19 protein-coding genes and 1 pseudogene are annotated in these 17119 nt (G+C 68.5%); 9 read left to right on the forward strand and 11 right to left on the reverse strand.

The annotated features are described in order from the left end of the window. Positions 1 to 3: 3 nt before the first annotated feature. From ACFYSC_RS17525 to ACFYSC_RS17535, 3 genes and pseudogenes are all read right to left on the reverse strand, one after another. Positions 4 to 165, reverse strand: a pseudogene (locus ACFYSC_RS17525) (helix-turn-helix domain-containing protein); the annotation flags it as partial. A gap of 5 nt (positions 166 to 170) precedes the next feature. Then, positions 171 to 449 (reverse strand): type II toxin-antitoxin system RelE/ParE family toxin, encoded by a 279-nt coding sequence (locus ACFYSC_RS17530; RefSeq protein ID WP_389962162.1) that lies wholly within the window; start codon positions 447 to 449, stop codon positions 171 to 173. Positions 450 to 667: 218 nt separating this feature from the next. After that, positions 668 to 1105: a spore-associated protein A gene (locus tag ACFYSC_RS17535; RefSeq protein WP_389962164.1), complete on the reverse strand. Its 438-nt coding sequence runs from the start codon at positions 1103 to 1105 to the stop codon at positions 668 to 670. Between the two features lie 132 nt (positions 1106 to 1237). Here ACFYSC_RS17535 and ACFYSC_RS17540 point away from each other — a divergent pair, with 132 nt between their 5' ends. Beyond that, positions 1238 to 1390: a GNAT family N-acetyltransferase gene (locus ACFYSC_RS17540; protein WP_389962165.1), complete on the forward strand. Its 153-nt coding sequence runs from the start codon at positions 1238 to 1240 to the stop codon at positions 1388 to 1390. Positions 1391 to 1837: 447 nt separating this feature from the next. On the opposite strand, the gene ACFYSC_RS17545 is transcribed toward ACFYSC_RS17540, so the two are convergent. Continuing rightward, positions 1838 to 2203: an Inorganic pyrophosphatase gene (locus ACFYSC_RS17545; RefSeq protein ID WP_389962167.1), complete on the reverse strand. Its 366-nt coding sequence runs from the start codon at positions 2201 to 2203 to the stop codon at positions 1838 to 1840. Positions 2204 to 2416: 213 nt separating this feature from the next. Here ACFYSC_RS17545 and ACFYSC_RS17550 point away from each other — a divergent pair, with 213 nt between their 5' ends. Continuing rightward, a complete protein-coding gene (locus ACFYSC_RS17550) occupies positions 2417 to 2887 on the forward strand; it encodes a hypothetical protein (protein WP_389962169.1) in 471 nt (156 codons plus the stop codon). A 64-nt stretch (positions 2888 to 2951) separates the two neighbouring features. Beyond that, on the forward strand, positions 2952 to 3491 hold the full coding sequence (locus ACFYSC_RS17555; RefSeq protein ID WP_389962171.1) for a GNAT family N-acetyltransferase: 540 nt from the start codon (positions 2952 to 2954) through the stop codon (positions 3489 to 3491). Here ACFYSC_RS17555 and ACFYSC_RS17560 read toward each other — a convergent pair. Beyond that, positions 3479 to 3649: a hypothetical protein gene (locus ACFYSC_RS17560; protein ID WP_362947023.1), complete on the reverse strand. Its 171-nt coding sequence runs from the start codon at positions 3647 to 3649 to the stop codon at positions 3479 to 3481. The genes ACFYSC_RS17555 and ACFYSC_RS17560 overlap by 13 nt on opposite strands. Before the next feature lie 121 nt (positions 3650 to 3770). On the opposite strand from ACFYSC_RS17560, the gene ACFYSC_RS17565 reads away from it, so the two are divergent. Continuing rightward, positions 3771 to 5009 (forward strand): hypothetical protein, encoded by a 1239-nt coding sequence (locus ACFYSC_RS17565; protein ID WP_389962174.1) that lies wholly within the window; start codon positions 3771 to 3773, stop codon positions 5007 to 5009. A gap of 121 nt (positions 5010 to 5130) precedes the next feature. Here the strand turns inward: ACFYSC_RS17565 and ACFYSC_RS17570 are convergent, their stop codons facing one another. Together ACFYSC_RS17570 and ACFYSC_RS17575 are read right to left on the reverse strand one after the other, a co-directional pair. Beyond that, on the reverse strand, positions 5131 to 5475 hold the full coding sequence (locus tag ACFYSC_RS17570) for a helix-turn-helix domain-containing protein (protein ID WP_389962176.1): 345 nt from the start codon (positions 5473 to 5475) through the stop codon (positions 5131 to 5133). 22 nt (positions 5476 to 5497) lie between these two features. Continuing rightward, positions 5498 to 6001, reverse strand: a complete 504-nt coding sequence (locus ACFYSC_RS17575) for a hypothetical protein (RefSeq protein ID WP_389962177.1) — start codon at positions 5999 to 6001, stop codon at positions 5498 to 5500. Between the two features lie 287 nt (positions 6002 to 6288). Here ACFYSC_RS17575 and ACFYSC_RS17580 point away from each other — a divergent pair, with 287 nt between their 5' ends. From ACFYSC_RS17580 to ACFYSC_RS17590, 3 genes are read left to right on the forward strand one after another with little or no spacing between them, the layout of a single operon-like run. Next, positions 6289 to 7377: a sensor histidine kinase gene (locus tag ACFYSC_RS17580; protein WP_389962180.1), complete on the forward strand. Its 1089-nt coding sequence runs from the start codon at positions 6289 to 6291 to the stop codon at positions 7375 to 7377. 5 nt (positions 7378 to 7382) lie between these two features. Further along, entirely contained in the window at positions 7383 to 8069 is a 687-nt protein-coding gene (locus tag ACFYSC_RS17585) for a response regulator (protein WP_389962183.1), read from the forward strand. A gap of 36 nt (positions 8070 to 8105) precedes the next feature. Further along, positions 8106 to 9452 (forward strand): hypothetical protein, encoded by a 1347-nt coding sequence (locus tag ACFYSC_RS17590; RefSeq protein WP_389962186.1) that lies wholly within the window; start codon positions 8106 to 8108, stop codon positions 9450 to 9452. A 154-nt stretch (positions 9453 to 9606) separates the two neighbouring features. Here the strand turns inward: ACFYSC_RS17590 and ACFYSC_RS17595 are convergent, their stop codons facing one another. Both ACFYSC_RS17595 and ACFYSC_RS17600 read right to left on the reverse strand, forming a co-directional pair. Beyond that, the gene (locus tag ACFYSC_RS17595) at positions 9607 to 9900 is read right to left on the reverse strand and encodes a hypothetical protein (protein ID WP_389962189.1); all 294 of its coding nucleotides are present in this window, start codon (positions 9898 to 9900) and stop codon (positions 9607 to 9609) included. A gap of 455 nt (positions 9901 to 10355) precedes the next feature. Then, a complete protein-coding gene (locus ACFYSC_RS17600; protein ID WP_389962192.1) occupies positions 10356 to 10958 on the reverse strand; it encodes a TetR/AcrR family transcriptional regulator in 603 nt (200 codons plus the stop codon). Positions 10959 to 11033: 75 nt separating this feature from the next. Here ACFYSC_RS17600 and ACFYSC_RS17605 point away from each other — a divergent pair, with 75 nt between their 5' ends. Further along, positions 11034 to 11864, forward strand: coding sequence for a class I SAM-dependent methyltransferase (locus tag ACFYSC_RS17605; RefSeq protein WP_389962195.1), 831 nt, complete (start codon positions 11034 to 11036; stop codon positions 11862 to 11864). Between the two features lie 182 nt (positions 11865 to 12046). Here the strand turns inward: ACFYSC_RS17605 and ACFYSC_RS17610 are convergent, their stop codons facing one another. Together ACFYSC_RS17610 and ACFYSC_RS17615 are read right to left on the reverse strand one after the other, a co-directional pair. After that, positions 12047 to 13432 (reverse strand): alkaline phosphatase PhoX, encoded by a 1386-nt coding sequence (locus ACFYSC_RS17610; RefSeq protein WP_389962198.1) that lies wholly within the window; start codon positions 13430 to 13432, stop codon positions 12047 to 12049. Between the two features lie 429 nt (positions 13433 to 13861). Beyond that, positions 13862 to 14938 carry a hypothetical protein gene (locus ACFYSC_RS17615; RefSeq protein WP_389962201.1) on the reverse strand — a complete coding sequence of 359 codons (1077 nt, stop codon included), beginning with the start codon at positions 14936 to 14938 and terminating at the stop codon, positions 13862 to 13864. A 711-nt stretch (positions 14939 to 15649) separates the two neighbouring features. Between ACFYSC_RS17615 and ACFYSC_RS17620 the strand changes: the two genes are divergently transcribed. Next, entirely contained in the window at positions 15650 to 17065 is a 1416-nt protein-coding gene (locus ACFYSC_RS17620) for a non-reducing end alpha-L-arabinofuranosidase family hydrolase (RefSeq protein ID WP_389962204.1), read from the forward strand. Positions 17066 to 17119 lie beyond the last annotated feature (54 nt).

Genomic DNA, 17119 nt, shown 5'->3' on the forward strand with positions numbered 1-17119 from the left:
TGTGCGTTCGGCCAGCTCCGCCTGGGTCAGCCCAAGCTGCTCACGCCGCAGCCGCACCACCTCACCCAGCTCGAAGCGGATCCTGGCCGCCTCGTATGCCGCTCCCGCACCGGGGCGGCTCATGATCTCGGCCTTCTTGTCCGCCCAGGCTCTGCGTTCCCCCATGCCGCTCACTCCTCATCTGCGGTGTGGGCCTCAGCGACACACCGCCGCATGGCCCGCCACGCACGCTCGATCTCGGCGGACTCCCGCATCCGCTGCTTGCGGAACACCGTCAGCATGATGATCCGCCTTCCCGGAGCGATCCAGTACGTGACCCGTACCGCCTCCCGGTGCAGGTGGAACCGCAGCTCTCGCAGCTTGCCGCGGAGTTGCCGGGTGTAAGGCTCGTCGAGCAGGACACCACGCTCAGCCAGCAGATCGACGTGTGAAGACTCAGATGGGGACACGATCCCCGTCCGGGCCTTGGCTCATACCGCCGACCCTGGTCAGAAGGTCTCTGTCGGTGCGCAAGTACGGTCACTGCGCGCCCGGCCGAGGTGGAACGCAAGCGTATGGGCAGTCATTCTCGACACCAGTCGTTCGCCCGCGCACGGAAGGGGACTCGCGCCCCGGTGAACCCGGGGCCGAGTCACCCCGACGTTGAAATGACGACCTGTCTCGGTGATCAGCCGCAGTGAGTCCAGCTCGATTGCCAGCCCTCACCAACACCGGCGCTGTTCGAAGCATGGCCTCCCCACGAGACACAGGTGCCGGCAGCATTGACCTTCACGGGACCGGCGTAGATCTTGTAGGAGCCGGTGTCACTAATCTTGCTGCCGCCCTTCCTTTGAATGGTGGCCCCCGTGAGGGTGTAACCGCCCTGGTACTTGCTGCTCTTCCACGTCACCACACAGTTGGTGCTGCCGTTGTAGAGCAGGTAAATCGTGGCGAGCCCGCTGATGGCGTGGCTGTCGATGACGCGGTAGCTGCCGCCGCCGCACGCCGCGATCGGCGATGACGCGGCCATTGCCGGGCTGCTCATGACCACGGAACCGGCAAGTGCGACTGCCGTGGCGACCGTGAACACCGCTGCCTGCTTGAATCTACGCATTGTCTGGTTCACTCTCCTCAAGATCATAGTTTGACGCTGGGCAGCGTAACGGATCGTCACCATGCATCGTGACGAAGCTAGACATTTCATAGAGCCGCACTCTGGGCTGCGGCTCTCATCCTGGGTGCGCCCATACTTGAGATCATGGAACTGACCACACCTAGGCTGCGGCTGCGTGACTTCCGTGCCAGTGATCACGCAGCCGTGCACGCGTTCACCGGCGACCCAGAGGTGACCCGCTACACCGACTGGCCCGGGATGCACGCGTCGCGCGAGAAACACCAGGTCGCAGACTGATCACCGGGCCATTAAGTGGGGCAACGAGGGGTCAACCACGGTCACTCACGACCGGCCTCGGCCCCAGGTCAGTGCCCCTACGCGCCAAGATCCCTGCACTTCCCAAGCTGACAGCGCGGGTTCGATTCCCGTCACCCGCTCCACTGAGAAGGCCCAGGTCAGGGTAGATCCCGACCCGGGCCTTGATTGTTCTCTGAGCTGTCCGATCTTCGCGGGCCACCAGCGGGCCATCAGGTTCCGGATCACCCCGCGGCCGTTCCGGTGTCCTGGTCTTCATCACGCGCTTCAAGCGGCGGTGCGCCGTCATACCCTGGCCCTCTGCCGCACGCCGTTCGGGCGTGTGGCAGAGGGCCGGTCCCGGCCGGCGGCGCCTCGGGCCGTCGTCGTACAACTCGCCCGCCGTGCCAAACCACCGCACCGACCAACGGCGCCCCACCGCTCGACTCCTCAGCTCGGGCGTCGGATCACCACTGCGGCCTGGGGCTGCGGCGCGTAGAAGCGCTCCACCACCGCGATCTCCTCCGGTGAGCACCGCCACAGGAACTTGACCTCGGAATTCCGCTTCACCAGATCCACCGTGCACGCCACGGCGGACACGACCGGGGCAGCCACCGAGCCAACCCACACGTCGATCCCCTCACCGTCCCCTCCCTGCGTGTCCCTCAGGAAGCCATAGTCGAGCGGATAGACGAAGCTCCTCACCTTGGGATGCGCCGAACCGGCAGGGCGGTCGATCACGATCTCAGCGGTGCTCACCAGAAGATCCGCCTGCTCCCACAGCGACAACCGCGCCCACGCCTCGAAATCAGCCACAGCCGCACCGTACTGGTCATGATCTGTGAGGACTCAGCCTCCGGCGGGGCGCTCCATCATGACGGTCAAACCCTGCCCCGCTTTCCCTGCGGACGGTTCGACGACAGACGGAATGAGCAGGCGAGGTGGCACGCTGGGTAATCGATCTTCCTCTCTCGAATCGTCCTGTGGGAGGCTACGCGGATGATCAGGGCTGAGGTCCGGGAGTGAACGTTGCGCAGAAAGTCACAGCAGGAGCCGCCACCGAGTGACGCCGAGACGGCAGAGTACATGCGTGGGCTGGCCGAACACTTCGTCGAGCACACGCGGGAGGCCGGATACTCCTTCAACTGGGACCCGGCGCTCATTCATCATCTCGACAACTACTGCACCGAGTTCGCGGCTTCCAATCCATCCCCAGAGATCACTCATAGCGTGATCATGGGTGCGGGGGCGTACCTGGGCGAGATGATCGTTCGAAGCGGCGACTGGTCGTGGATGTACTGCACGGCCGAGAGCGCCGCCGCCGTGGAGAGCCCTGACGGACTTCGAGGCTATCCGCACAGCAAGGTCGCCAAGCGGATCGGCAACGGAGCCGAACATGAGCTTGAGTCGTTCTTCAAGTACGCCGTCACGGGTGAGGCGCCGTACGGAACGACCGCTCGGGTCATCAAGCCGTCCTGGTGGCAATGGCTGAGGTCATGATCCTGACCGTCGCGCGATTCCTGACTGGAACCGATCAGGCTCACTCCCCGAGAATCACCGGGTGATGAGTCCCTCGATCCGTCCGAGAACCACCGAGGATCTGCATGCCTGCGTCGACGCTCTCGCCACCGTGCATGCTTCCGATCGCTACCCGGTGGACTGGCCCTCCGATCCCGGGCGATGGCTGACCCCTTCCGGCCTTGTTGAAGCATGGGTGGTGGTCGAAGGCTCTGACGTCGTCGGACACGTGGGGCTCTCACAGCTGGACGCGGCAACGCTTGAAGCGCCTCTCACCCGGGCCATCGGTACGCCGGTCGGTCCGGTCGGATCGATCACTCGGCTCTTCGTCACTCCCCAGGGACGAGGCCACGGGCATGCCACTCGCCTCCTCGACGTGGTCGGCACGAAGGCCGCCGCTCTAGGAATACCTCTCGTGCTCGATGTGTCCGACGACGGCCACGCGGCCATCTCCCTGTACGAACGTGCCGGATGGCGACGTGTGGCGAGCGCCCGCGCCGAGTGGCTGAACGCGGCGGGCGAAAACGCCCTGCTGCACTACTACGTGGGTCCTGGGGCAGCGCGGAAGCCGGCTCAGAGCGAATAGACGCCGAGCCCTGCCCTGAGAATGTTCTTGGCCGCGTTGACGTCGGCGTGCGCGGACCTGCCCGCACGCCGTACATCGGGACTCGCCTGGGTGACGCGGTTCTTCGCGGCGCGGTGACCGCGACGGGCGTGTGTGCGGGAGGTGTCGTGGGGATCCACCGCGGTTTCCGCGGCCCAGAACGTTCACGATCAGAAGGTGTGCGGCGCGCCTCGGACTGTCGGTGCGGTGGGCCATACTCCGCCGAACCAGGATGATCATCAACAGGGCGAAGGCGTTGACATGGCACAGTTGCTGCGAAGGCTCGACGACGAGGTCTACGTCGAGTACAACACGTTCGGGCTGGACGGCACCGACCTGCCGGGGTGGAGCTCCCCCACCGACGAGATCTACCACTTCGTCGCGGCCGTGCGGCTGGAGGCCTGGGATGCCGAGCCGGGGCCCGCGGACGCCTCGTGGACGCCGGCCGATTCGGCGACGTTCATCGCGGAGAGCGGCGTGGTCGCGATCATCTCGATGATGGACGGCAAGGGACATGACTTCCTGATCGGGCCGCCGCATTTCGAGTACGGCGTGCACATGTACCTGCGTGAGCCCGAGCCGGGCGACGGACATGCCACGGGTGAGTGCGATGAGACATGGCTGCTGAGGTTCTGGCCGATTCGGGATGTCTTCGACCCGATCACGCACGCGGCGCCGTTCTCCTATATCGCACGCGGAGTGCTGTACTACTCGATCGACCTCGAGCCCGAGCAGCTCGTGCAACCGCCGGCGCGACGGGAGGTGCCGGTGCCGGTCTCGGCGGTGGCGGACTGGGCATCGCTGCGCCCGGACCCGGACCTGGACACCTTCGACGGCTGGCTGCGCAGGTTGAGCCGCAGGGCCGAGGACAGGGGCGTCACCGTTCACGAGTCGCTGCGCGAGGCCGGGGTCGACATCGAGGACGGAGCGGAGCTCACCCTGGCCTCCTGCACCCCGCCGCGGGCGCGTGCGGGGCGGTTCAAGGATCCGCTGATCGACCTCTACTACGCCGAGCGGGCACGGCGGGGATCATTCCCGGGCGAGGATCGGCTGCGCGAGTACGCCGACGGCGAGCGCATCGCCAAGGAGTTGTGCCACCGCGACACCCGGACGTTCTCTGTGCCGGTCGAAGGCCGTGGCGCCCTGTATGTACCCCCGGGTGTCAGCCGCCGCGTGTGGCGGTGGGAGAACGACATTCTCGGCGGCGAGCTCATGGACGGCGGCCTGACAGTGGATCGGCAGGTTCTGGCCAGGAACCCGTGGACCAGGCAGGTCCTCGTCTCCGGCATCGTGACGGTCCTGCGCCAGGACCACGATAGACGCGGCTGTGGCGACACCGTCTGGTACGTGGTACGCGACGCCGAGCCGCACGAGGCGGCTCGGGTCCTGTGCGCGGAGGCCACCTGGGAGGAGGATCCGGATCAGCGCCGGGCCTTGGACGAGGTGGCCAAGGAGAAGCTGATCGACCTGCAAGCCACCTACAGAAGCCGGGATGTGTGAGGAGCGGGCCTCGCACCCCCTGACGCTGACCGGTCCCGAGCAAGCCTGTCGCGACGGAGACGGTACCGCGCAAGGGGCAACGGCGGCCTCCAGACTGAGCCTCGAAGTGGCTGCCTGCGACTTATGCGGTCGTGAGCTGTCGGTGATGCACCGTTAGAGGCTCGATTTCAGTGGTGTCGTCATCGACGACGGGCTCGACCCGGAACCGAACCCCCGTTGCCGCACCGAGGCACAGCAGAGTCGCTATATCTGGGATACCGCCCCCGCCCTCGATGCGAGACAGGGCGGGTTGGGACATCCCGGAGCGCTCCGCCACGACCTTCTGAGACAGCCGGCCCTCTTCCGCCCACCGGGCGGGCGTGCGGCGTGAGCGCCGGTCCCGGCCGGCGGCGCCCAGGGCCGTCCACCGCCCCGCACACCCGCCGTACCCAACGCAGACACCGACCCCCGCGGCGCACCGCCACATCAGGGCGAGACCTTCCTGACTCCTACCCGACCGCCTCGCCCTGCGAGGAGTGACGCGCAACCAGTTCGCCGATCGGCCCCGTATGCCAATCAGAGGCGTATACGCCTACCTGAATCCGTCGATCGGCACCGATCGTGTGCACCTTCGGGGGAACCGCCTTCCGCCTACGGCCCTTCACATCCACCGGCTCCACGGCGCCGACGCTGAAGGTCATCACGTCGACCGAATACAGACCTCCGATGCGTTCGGACTGCACACCAACGAAGTCCGCCCAGTTCACCGCGACCCTGAAGGTATCTCTCTGAGAGATCATTCCCTCTTCGGTGACCGTCAGGCTCCGGCGCCGCACCTTCATCACGATGAAGAGCAGATACAGCACACTCACGGACAGGGCGACCCCTGCCGTCAGATTCGCGGGCAGGCCGAGGGCGATGGCCAGGGCCCAATAGACGACGGCGAGCACGATGGCACCGACTCCACCGGAGAAAAAGGCGAGCGACCAACGTGGACGGTAGATGATCTGCATGTGCAAAACGTACCGGTCCAGCCGCAATCATCACCCCTTCAACCTCATGGCCCCTGCCGGACGCTCCGACTCCGGAATGATCGCCAAGGGCGTGCTCGTCGCGGCCGGTCTGTGAGCAGCTGAGGTAGGAGCCTGATCGTCCTGTCTGCCATGGGTACATGGAAGGCGGCCCATGAGCTCACGTCCCGCTGCGTGGCGTGGCCGGAATGATCACTCTTGAGAGTGAGGGCGGCGGGCGGACGGATCCAGATAATGGGCGGATGTTCACAGCGGGCCGGACTCACAGGGTGGTTGACGGGGCGCTTACGGCGGGCGTGGTCCTGGCCACGGTGATGCCGCTTCTCCTGCCCGCCCCCGCGCCGTGGTGGATCATCGGGCTGGGGTTGCTGGCGTCGGCGCCGGTGGGGTGGCGCAGGCGGGCGCCGATGGCGGTGGCGGTGGTGGTCGGGGCGGCGATGTCGGTGCTGGTGATGTGGGAGAAGCCGTTGCTGCCCTTCGGGCCGCTGCTCGCCGTCTACACGATCGCCGACCTGAGTCCCACGTGGAAGAGGTTGGCGGCCATTCCGGCGATCGTGGTGGCCGTGGGGACCTCGTTGGTGCTGCCGGGGGAGAACGACGAGACCTTCCGGCTGGTGGGGACCGCCTTCGTGGCCGCCTACGCACTGGGCACCAGTGTCAGGGCGAGCCGCTCGCGAGCCACCGAGCTCACCGAGCGGGCGCGGCGGCAGGAGCAGGAGCACATCGCGGCGGCGGCCGAGGAACGCACTCGGATCGCGCGCGACATGCATGACATCATCACCCACTCCGTCGGGCTTATGGTGGTCCAGGCCGAAGCCGGGCCGGTGGTGGCACGCAACGACCCGGACAGGGCCGAAGCGGTTTTCGATGCGATCGCCGACAGGGGAAGAGGTGCGCTGGCCGAACTCCGGGAGGTGCTCACCACGCTGCGGACCCCCGGCGGAGGCAGCGGACCGGTGGGCGGCCATGCCGACGAGCGCCTGAGCGAGTTGCTGTTCCAGCCACGTCTGGCCAACCTCCCCGCGCTGCTCGGCCGCAGCGGTCTGGATGTGGTGAGCACGATCGCCGGTCCCCCGCGCCCGGTCCCCGAGAGCGTCGAGGCCGCCGTCTACCGGATCGTTCAGGAGGCGCTCACCAATGTGCGCAAGCACTCCGGTACGCGTGCCGTACACGTCGCTCTGACCTGGGGGGAGCGCCTGACGGTGGAGATCACCGACGACGGGCGGGGGCCGGGCGAGCGCGGCGGGTACGGGCTGACCGGGATGCGGGAACGGGCGGCGGCATGCGGCGGGACGCTCAGGGCCGGGCCGGGGCAGGCCGGGGGGTTCACGGTGAGAGCCGAATTTCCGCTTGAATAGCCCGCATGTTGCGGGTGCTCATCGCCGACGACCAGGACCTCTTCCGCGCGGCGTTCGGGCTGATCCTCGGGGCGCAGCCGGACATGGAGGTGGTCGGTGAGGCCGCCGACGGTGAGGAGGCGATCGCCGCGGCCAGGCGGCTCCAGCCGGACGTGGTCCTGATGGACGTGCGCATGCCGGGTAAGAACGGCATCGAGGCGACCAGGGAGATCTGCGCCGCCACCGCCGCCAAGGTGCTCGTGCTGACCATGTTCGATCTCGACGAGTACGTCTACGACGCGGTCCGGGCGGGAGCGAGCGGTTTCCTGCTCAAGGACATCCGGCGTGACGAGCTGGCTCACGCCGTCCGTACCGTCGCCTCGGGTGAGGCCCTGCTGGCTCCGGCGGCGACCAGGAGGCTGCTCGAGGACCTGGTGCGCAGACCCGCCCACGGCGTCGTCCCCCGGCTGGCGGCAAGGCTGGACGCACTGACCGAACGCGAGCGCGAGACGCTGAGGCTGGTCGCGCACGGTCTGTCGAACGCGGAGATCGCCGCCGCGCTCGTGGTCACCGAGCACACGGTCAAGACACACGTCAGCCGCATGCTCACCAAACTGGACCTGCGGGACCGGGTCCAGGCCGTGGTGCTCGCCTACGAGTCCGGGCTGGTGGTCGCCGGCAGGAGTGACAACGGAGATCACACCCGCGGATGACGCGCCCGCGGGGTGGGGAAAAGCACGATCGTCGGCATGCAACGCATCCTCCTCACCCTCGCCTCCGCCGTCCTGACGCACTTCGGCACCGGTCTCCATCCCGTCTGGTGGGTCACCTGGCTCGCGCCGCTCCCCGTCCTGTTCCTGGCTCGCCGGGCGGGCAGAGGTACGGCTTTCGCCGCCGGGACGCTGGTCTGGCTCATCAGCCAGGCGCAGATGTGGCCGTACTTCACCGGACCCCTTGAGATGCCACCCGTACTGGCCGCCGCCTTCATCGCCGTCCCCGCGATCTGTTACGGCCTGGGCGTGCTGCTCTTCCGCACGCTGATCGTGCGCGGCAGGCCGCTCCTGGCGGCTTCGGCCGTACCGGCCGTCTGGGTCACCACCGAATACGTCATGAACCTCGCCGCACCGCACGGCGCCTGGTGGAACCTGGCGTACACGCAGGCCGACTGCCTGCCCGTCCTGCAGACCGCCTCGGTCACCGGGGTCTGGGGCATCACCTTCCTCCTGCTGTTCGTGCCCGCCTCCATCGCGGTCCTGCGGCCACGCGCCGCGGTGATCTCGGGTGTACTGGTCGCGTTCACGCTCACCCACGGTTTCGTGCGGCTCGCGACGCCTGCCGACACCGGGGGACGGAAGGTCGCGCTGATCGCGACGGACGACTCCCAGGATCTCGTCCGCCGGTACGGCGAGGCCGTGGACGCCGCGGTGGCCCGCGGCGCGGAGATCGTGGTGCTGCCCGAGAAGGTCTTCAAGACCGCCGACCTGCCGTTCGCCAGACCGGGCGCGGAGGTGATCGCGGGGATCGCCATGGAGACCAACAGCGCGGTGAGCTACCCCTCCGGCGTGCGCTACGACAAGCACCACATGATCCCCGGAGTGGAGCTCGGGTTCCGGCCCGGCACCGGCCTGGCCTTCCTCGACGGCGACCGGCTCGGCCTCATCATCTGTAAGGACCTGGACTTCCCCGGCCTGGTCAGGGAGTACGGCAAGGCCGGCGTCGCCGCCCTGCTCGCGCCGTCCTGGGACTTCGACGAGGACGCGTGGCTGCACAGCCGCATGGCGGTGGTGCGCGGCGTGGAGAACGGCCTGGCGGTGGCCCGCGCCGCACGCGGGGGACTGCTCACGGTCAGCGACGACCGCGGCCGGATCGTGACCGAGCGCCGCACCGGCATGACGGGCATGACCACGGTCACGGCCACCCTGCCTCAGGAGGGCACGGCCACCCTCTACACCGCCCTGGGAGACTGGGCCGCCTGGGTCTCGGCGGGGTTGCTGCTGCTCGTGCTCGGTGCGTCGGCCCGCTTGCCCCGCTCTCCCCGAACTGTTGCCCTTTCGGGGTGGGACGAGGCGGATGAGGGAAGAGCGGAATCCAGCTGATCGGAGAGGCGTCTTCCGGCTCGTGCCGATCGGCGGGGAGCAGAGCCTCCACCATTGCCGGTGCCGTACCCGAGGCGTCCTGGACCGTGCCGTAGACGGCCGGCAGCAGGGGTCATGCCGTCGCCCCGATGCGCTCGGCGCAGTATCGGGATGCCTATGAGGCTTCGTCGGTTGCGGCACGCTCCGTCGAGCCGGACGCCACTTGGCCGGCCTCCTTGGTGGCCGCCTTCCGGCGTTTGTGCTCAGTGAGGACCACGCTCAAGCCTCTGATCCAGCCCGCGATCACCGTATAACCGATGACGCTCTGCCAATCGAAGACCGTACTCAGGGGCCAGAGATCGCTGTTACAGAGCCACAGCAGGAGGAGGCTTGCCAGAAAACCTCCGGCGGCGCCTTGCCCGAGACCACGAAGACCCACTCGCCACAAGGGAGCCTGCTCATCTCGCATGCTCGACCTCTTTTGTCTCCCAGGGAACCCCGGCTCCGTAGTGATCACGCTACCCGAGCCAGGGCCGTACGTGACCGGGGAAACCGAAGCATCCTGGACCGGTGCCACCTTCATGTGATCCTTGTGAGAGTCGGGGGCGATCGACGGTCCATGGCTTCCCCGGTCCACCGGGCATCAGGACGACGGAGGCGCAGACGCTTCGCGTTCCTGTCAGGGGAGCGATCAGTGGTGTGCATGCGGGGCGTCGATTGCACTTGATGGCTGTGGCATCCGGTGCTGCGGCTCTCGCTCAGCTACGCAGGGCCGTAACCGCTTCGACGAGCTCCCCGCGCTCCAGAGCGTCGAGCACGTCATAGACGGTCTGTGGCGGCAGCCGCACCGTACTGGTCATGATCCGTCAGGGCGCGGCCTGCTCTCGCAGTGACCCTGCGGTGAGCGGTTCGCCGCTGGGTGGTCTACAGCAGTCGTCGTTGCATGACGTCGGCGATGACCGTGGTCACGACCGTGTCGACGGCTCCGATCTCCGGCGGGGCGTCCTCTCTGCCGGCGAAGAGCAGATGCCCGACCCCGATCAGTGAGAGCGCGAGCGCGTCGACGTCGGCGTCGGCTGCGATACGGCCCATCTCGCACTCGTCGTTGAGATAGGAAGCGATCATGGCCGTGGCTTCCGCCAGGACCGGGATGCCATGGGCCGGTCTGGCTCGGCGCAGCCGTACGCGCAGTTCGTCCCGGAAGATGACGAGGCTGACGATCGCCACCGCGACGGGGTCGAACAGGTCTATCAGCGCGCCGGTGAGGTTACCGGCGACGGTGCCGGTTCCGGCGGATTCGCGGAGGGCAGCGGCCTGACCATCGATCCGGGCGATGCGGTCCTGCACGAGTTCGGTGAGGAAGGCGTCGAAGTCGGGGAAGTGCCGGTGCAGGACGCCCTTGGCGACGCCCGCCTCGATGGTGACCGCGCGGCTGGTCAGTGCGTTCGGCCCGTCCTGGAGCAGGACGCGCTCGGCGGCGTCGAACAACTGCCGGCGCGCGTCGCGGATGTGCACCCCGGTCGGCACCGCACATCCCTCCTTACGCTCCCCGCGAAAGGGTACCCGATCGACAGGTGGGCACTCGCCCATTATGGTGGGCACATGCCCACTAAACCGCAGGAACAATCACCCCCTTCCGGGAACGAACCTCACAAGGCCCGGCGGATGGCGGAGTCGTTCGGGGTGGACACCGAACGCTACGACCGGGCCCGGCCCCGTTATCCCGACTCCCTGGTGGAGCGGATCGTCGCCACCGCCCCCGGTCCCGACGTCCTCGACGTCGGCTGCGGCACCGGCATCGAGGCCAGACAGTTCCAGGCGGCCGGCTGCACGGTGCTGGGCGTCGATCCGGACGCGCGGATGGCCGAGTTCGCGCGGCGCAGCGGGATCGAGGTCGAGGTGGCGACGTTCGAGGCATGGGATCCGGCCGGCCGATCGTTCGACGCGGTCATCGCGGGCCAGTCCTGGCACTGGGTGGACCCGGTCGCGGGCGCGGTCAAGGCGGCCCGGGTGCTGCGGCCCGGTGGCCTGCTGGCGGTGTTCGCGCACGCCTTCGCCCCTCCCCCCGCCGTCGCGGAGGCCTTCGCCACGGCCTACCGGCGAGTGGTGCCCGACTCGCCGTTCAACGGCCGGCCGCCGAGGCAGGCAGCTGACGTCTACCAGACGATGATGGCCACGTTCTCCGACGGAATCCGGGAGACGGACAGCGGGTTCGGCGACCCGGAGCAGTGGCGGTTCGACTGGGAGCAGCCCTACACCCGCGATGAATGGCTGGACCTGCTGCCCACGACCGGTGGCCTCACCCGGCTTCCGGCGGACAGACTGGCCGAGGTGCTGGCAGCCGTCGGGACCGCCGTCGACGCGATCGGGGGCCGTTTCACGATGGCCTACACCACGCTGGCGGTCGCCGCGGTGAAGACCGGCGCCGTCTGACCCACCGCCCGCACGGGACAGGGCAGGCGTGCCCGGGACGACCTCGCCGGCGACACCGTCCAGAGCGCGTGGCGACGGCTGAGATCACGAGCCTGAGCGCCGTTCCGTCAGCGTGCCGGCGGACAGGGTGACGGGGGACCGGCCGCGGTCACTCACGGCCGGCCGAACATACCGGTGAGTGCTCAGGTGCGCTTCCACGGGCCGGTGATGGCCAGGACGTGGCCGGGCGAGTAGATGTTGGCGAACAGGATCGAGCCGTCGCCGTTGAAGGTGGGGCCGGAGAGCTCGCTCTCGCTGGCCTCGTGGCGGGCCAGCAGGTAGGGGACGCCGTCCCGGGTCACCCCCACCAGATGGTTGTAGCCCTCGCCGTCCTCCGCCAGGATCAGCCCGCCGTGCGGTGACAGCGTGATGTTGTCGGGCCCGTCGTAGCCGGTCGCGGGGTCGGGGTTGACGCCGAAGATGGTCTTGAGGGTGGCCGTGCCGGTGCGGGGGTCGTAGAACCACACCTGGCCGTCGTGCTCGCGGGCGCTGCCGTCGGAGGCGCGGGCGAAGCTGGAGACGAAGTACGCGCCGCCCTCGCCCCAGTAGGCGCCCTCCAGCTTGTGGGCGCGGGTCACCTGGCCGTTGGTCAGCTGACGGCGGATCGAGGTGGTGCGGGCGTCGCGGTCGGGCACGTCCACCCAGCGCACCTGGTAGGTGGTGCCCGGCCGGGTGGCCTCCGACAGGTCGTTGACGTGCCTGCGGCCCTCGTAGCAGCTCATCACCTGCAGCTGCCCCGCGGTGTCGCCCCCCGGGGACAGGGCCAGCGCGCGCAGGGCTCCCTTGCCGCCGCGGAAGCGCTGCGGGGGGAGCCAGCGGTAGTACAGGCCGTTGGGGCTGTCGGCGTCCTCGGTGAGGTAGATGGCGTAGGTGAGCGGGTCCACCGCGACGGCCTCGTGCGCGTAGCGGCCGAGGAACTTCAGCGGAACGGGGTCCAGGTTGGCCTCCTGGTCGAGGGCGTGCACCTCGAAGACGTAGCCGTGGTCCTTCTGAAGCGGCCCGGTCGCCAGGTACTCCGCCTCCTCGCAGCTCAGCCAGGAGTTCCACGGGGTGCGGCCGCCCGCGCAGTTGTTGAGCGTGCCGGCGAGGCTGACGTACTCCCTGACGCGCTCGCCTCCGGCGGTGAGTTCGATGGTGGTGGTGCCGCCGCGCGCGCCGGGGTCGTAGGTGAGGCGGGGCAGCGTGGGCACGGCATAGGGCTCTTCGAAGACGATCTCGTGATTGCACACCAGCGCCCCGCCGTCGCGCCTGGCGAACCAGGCCATGCCGTCGGGGTCGCTCGGAGTGGGCTCGCCGCTGTCCAGCCGCGTCACGCCCGCCTCGGCGACGATCCTGTACGAGAACCCGGAAGGCAGGCTGAACAGCCCGGCCGGATCGGGGACCAGCGGGCCGTACCCCTGGAGGGTGCGGGTGGCGGCCCGGGCGGTGCCGGTCTCCGCGATGGCCTCGATGCTTCCTGCGAGAGCGATTCCCAGACCTCCTGCGGCGCTGCGGCCGAGGAACGAACGACGGGACACCGGTGCTGACATGGGGATCGCCTCCAGTAGCGAGAGGTATTACCGAACGGCGAGTCATCACCGCCGCGCTCGCTACATGTTTCGCACATAAACAATGAATGAATCTAGAATGAACATGGAATAAACCTATTTTCTGGGGGTGGCTGATAGGGGCCCCTACCGAACGGTCGCCGTATGCCGCCGGACAGCGTGACGGGGGCCGCCACGGCTGTCCGCGCCCGGCCGGACACCCAGCTCAACGCCTTATGAGGCGTGATTCACGCGCTTTCCAGGCCGTCGGCGCGGGTTCGGTTCCCGTCACCCGCTCCGGGCACGTGAGACCGGGCCGGAAACATATCCCCTATCCGGGCATCGATCGTCTCCACGGTCCTCACCCGCCCGCCGGATCGACCACCATGAGGAGTCGCGAAGCTGCCCGAGGCACCGCTCCGGCTCGTGTGATCAGGTCGCGGCCAGCGGTGCGCCGATCTGGATGTCGAAGTACGCCACCAGGTCGTCCCCCTCGACGGCGCCCCGGCTCGCATCGATGATCACGACCGTTCCGGCCACGATGCCGGTGAAGCCTGTGCCGGATCGCCGGGACCGTTCGATGCGCTCCGTGACGGGACGGCGGACCGCCTCGGTGAGGAAGGTGAGGCCGTGCGGGAACTCCTCGGCGATCGGGTGCCGTTGCCGCCCCGACTCGATCAGGCTGCCGATGCCGAACCGGGCCGTGATGATCTGGTCACCGCGGAGGGTGACATGGAAGTAGCCGTTCGACCGGAGGCGGTTGCAGCTCTGCTGGGGTGGATAGAAGCAGTCGTAACCACCGGCCAGAAGATCATCGACAGCGGAGCTCATCGTGGTCGCGTAGTGCTCGGAGCCGAACGGCCAGCGCCGTACGGAGGCGTCCCGGGCGGTGACGACCAGTCCGCTGTGCCCGTCGTAGCCGTAGTCCGCGTGCGCGTCCCGCCACCGCGTCCGGGAGATGCCGTCACTCGGCCGCGTCATACGGGTCTCGAGGTCGAAGTCGTCGATCTCCTGCCGCACACGGTCACCGGCGCCGGGCCAGACCGCGGTCAGCGCCGGCGCGGCGGCCGCGGCGACCTGGTCGTCCTCGCGGCCGGCGGGGGCGGGCGGGAACCACGCCCAGGCGAGCCGGTCGTCACGGTCGAGCAGGAACTGCGCCACCTGCTGCTGGACCGTGTCCGCCTCGTCGCGGCGGCCGATCCGGCACCACAGGGCACGGCCGTCCGCATTGGCCCGGACCTGCGCACAGAACCAACCGGCCTCCCGCAGTGGCCGGGTGAGAGCCCCTGACGCGCCGCCGGCCGGGACCGGTTCGGCCCGCGAGCTCTCATCCGCCGCGGCGTGCTCGTAGACCCCGGCGGGCGGCAGCGCCGGCGGCCCCTCCGATCGGGTGCAGCCCGTCAGCGTGAGCGGACCGAGGCACATGAGCATGAGGACGGCGGCGAGCATCCGGCGGAGCGGCCGGTGCCGGAATACGGGCGCGGAGGACGGGCGGGACACGGGGTTCATCGAAGCCGTCACCTCCCGAGTCGGCAACTCCGGCCACCAGGCGCGGCCGGCACGTCCTGGTCGTCACCGGGCCCGCCCGCCCGATCGGGACCGTGCCCCGAGACGGTATCTCCCCTTTGGTGTGCGGCATCGTTCGCAGGCCCGGCCGCCCGATCGGGACCGTGCCCCGGGAGGTGAAACTTTCAGGGTGGCCCGCCCGGAGCGTTGCGACCACTCCCAGGAAAGGGACGGTGAACCCCACGTGGAGAGGCGAGGAGCCCGGGGCGGGACTTGACGCGGCCCGGCGGTGTCGGGTTTGCTCCGCCTCACCACCACCCAGAGAACACCACCGAGAGAAGAGAGTCAGTCGGCGAGATAATGTTAACGCTAACATCAATGGTCGTCCTCAAACACCGGGTCGAGGTCGTCATTCGCGGCCGGGTACGGCGACGCCACGGGCGGGATTCCGTACCGCCACTTCCGCCGAACATTCACGGGAATATCGGCCGGAATGCGGCTCTCTGCATTCGGAACGCTCGCGACGGCCTTTCCGGTCGACCGCGGCTGAGCATTCCGGGAAACACCGGTGCTGGTGACAGGGGCACGGGGATCTCCTCCCGCCGCGCCCATGGCGGTTCACCCGGGCGCGACTGAGACCGGCTCGTGAGGGCGCCGGGATTTTCATATGAGCGTTGACGGCTTCTCATCGCGGAAAACACCCCAGGAGTGCGCATGAAAATCCCTCGTTTCCGGCTCTGGCTCGCCGCCGGGGTCACCACCGTGGTCGGCGTGGCCGGTACGGTCGGCGCGGTGAACGCACCGGCGGCCAACGCCGCAGCCGGATGCCGCGTGGACTACACGGTGACCAACCAGTGGCCGGGCGGCTTCGGCGCGAGCGTGAACATCACCAACCTCGGTGACCCGATCAACGGCTGGAAGCTGACCTGGTCGTTCTCCGCCGGGCAGACCATCACCCAGCTGTGGAGCGGCTCCCACACCCAGTCCGGCTCCCAGGTCACCGTGTCCAACGTGGACTACAACGGCAGCCTCCCCACCGGGGGCAGCACGAACTTCGGGTTCAACGGCGCCTCCACCGGCAGCAACCCGGCGCCGACGAGCTTCGCCCTCAACGGCGTGACCTGCACCGGCGGCGTGACCTCTTCGCCCAGTCCTTCCACCAGCCCCTCCACCGGCCCGTCACCGACGGTCACGCCGACGTCCACTCCGACGTCGCCCGGTACGTGCAACCTCCCCACGAGCTACCGCTGGACCTCGACCGGCCCGCTGGCGAACCCGAAGTCGGGCTGGGTGTCGCTCAAGGACTTCACCAACGTCGTCTACAACGGCAAGCACCTGGTCTACGCCACCACCCACGACACCGGCAGCAGCTGGGGCTCGATGAACTTCGCCCCGTTCACCAACTGGTCGGACATGGCCTCGGCCACCCAGACCAAGATGAACTTCTCCACCGTCGCCCCGACCCTGTTCTACTTCGCGCCCAAGAACATCTGGGTCCTGGCCTACCAGTGGGGCGGCACCGCCTTCTCCTACCGCACCTCCACCGACCCGGCCAACGCCAACGGCTGGTCGGCCCAGCAGACCCTGTTCACCGGAAGCATCTCCGGCTCCGGCACCGGCCCCATCGACCAGACCCTCATCGGTGACGACAAGAACATGTACCTGTTCTTCGCCGGCGACAACGGCAAGATCTACCGGGCGAGCATGCCCATCGGCAACTTCCCCGGCAGCTTCGGCTCGGCCTACACCACCATCATGAGCGACACCCAGGCCAACCTCTTCGAAGGCGTCGAGGTCTACAAGCTCCAGGGCCAGAACAAGTACCTCATGCTGGTCGAGGCCATGGGATCCCAGGGCCGCTACTTCCGCTCCTTCACCGCCACCAGCCTCGACGGCGCCTGGACCCCCAACGCCGCCAGCGAGAACAACCCCTTCGCCGGCAAGGCCAACAGCGGCGCCACCTGGACCAACGACATCAGCCACGGCGACCTGGTCCGCACCAACCCCGACCAGACCAAGACCGTCGACCCCTGCAACCTCCAGCTCCTCTACCAGGGCCGCAGCCCCAGCTCCGGCGGCGACTACGGCCTGCTGCCCTACCGGCCCGGCCTGCTGACCCAGCAACACTGACGACCCGGCACGGGCCCGGGTGGTCCTGACCGGAGACCGGGCAGGCATGGAGCG

This window comes from Streptosporangium sp. NPDC004379 (assembly GCF_042873875.1).
Lineage (GTDB): Bacteria > Actinomycetota > Actinomycetes > Streptosporangiales > Streptosporangiaceae > Streptosporangium.

What these genes read in the sequence shown, in the direction of transcription:
- ACFYSC_RS17565 (WP_389962174.1), top strand. Translation starts at nt 3,771, where the DNA reads ATGGCACAGTTGCTGCGAAGGCTCGACGACGAGGTCTACGTCGAGTAC.
- ACFYSC_RS17595 (WP_389962189.1), bottom strand. Translation starts at nt 9,900, where the DNA reads ATGCGAGATGAGCAGGCTCCCTTGTGGCGAGTGGGTCTTCGTGGTCTC.
- ACFYSC_RS17540 (WP_389962165.1), top strand. Translation starts at nt 1,238, where the DNA reads ATGGAACTGACCACACCTAGGCTGCGGCTGCGTGACTTCCGTGCCAGT.
- ACFYSC_RS17555 (WP_389962171.1), top strand. Translation starts at nt 2,952, where the DNA reads ATGAGTCCCTCGATCCGTCCGAGAACCACCGAGGATCTGCATGCCTGC.
- ACFYSC_RS17575 (WP_389962177.1), bottom strand. Translation starts at nt 6,001, where the DNA reads ATGCAGATCATCTACCGTCCACGTTGGTCGCTCGCCTTTTTCTCCGGT.
- ACFYSC_RS17620 (WP_389962204.1), top strand. Translation starts at nt 15,650, where the DNA reads ATGAAAATCCCTCGTTTCCGGCTCTGGCTCGCCGCCGGGGTCACCACC.
- ACFYSC_RS17585 (WP_389962183.1), top strand. Translation starts at nt 7,383, where the DNA reads ATGTTGCGGGTGCTCATCGCCGACGACCAGGACCTCTTCCGCGCGGCG.
- ACFYSC_RS17610 (WP_389962198.1), bottom strand. Translation starts at nt 13,432, where the DNA reads ATGTCAGCACCGGTGTCCCGTCGTTCGTTCCTCGGCCGCAGCGCCGCA.
- ACFYSC_RS17615 (WP_389962201.1), bottom strand. Translation starts at nt 14,938, where the DNA reads ATGAACCCCGTGTCCCGCCCGTCCTCCGCGCCCGTATTCCGGCACCGG.
- ACFYSC_RS17605 (WP_389962195.1), top strand. Translation starts at nt 11,034, where the DNA reads ATGCCCACTAAACCGCAGGAACAATCACCCCCTTCCGGGAACGAACCT.
- ACFYSC_RS17570 (WP_389962176.1), bottom strand. Translation starts at nt 5,475, where the DNA reads ATGTGGCGGTGCGCCGCGGGGGTCGGTGTCTGCGTTGGGTACGGCGGG.
- ACFYSC_RS17590 (WP_389962186.1), top strand. Translation starts at nt 8,106, where the DNA reads ATGCAACGCATCCTCCTCACCCTCGCCTCCGCCGTCCTGACGCACTTC.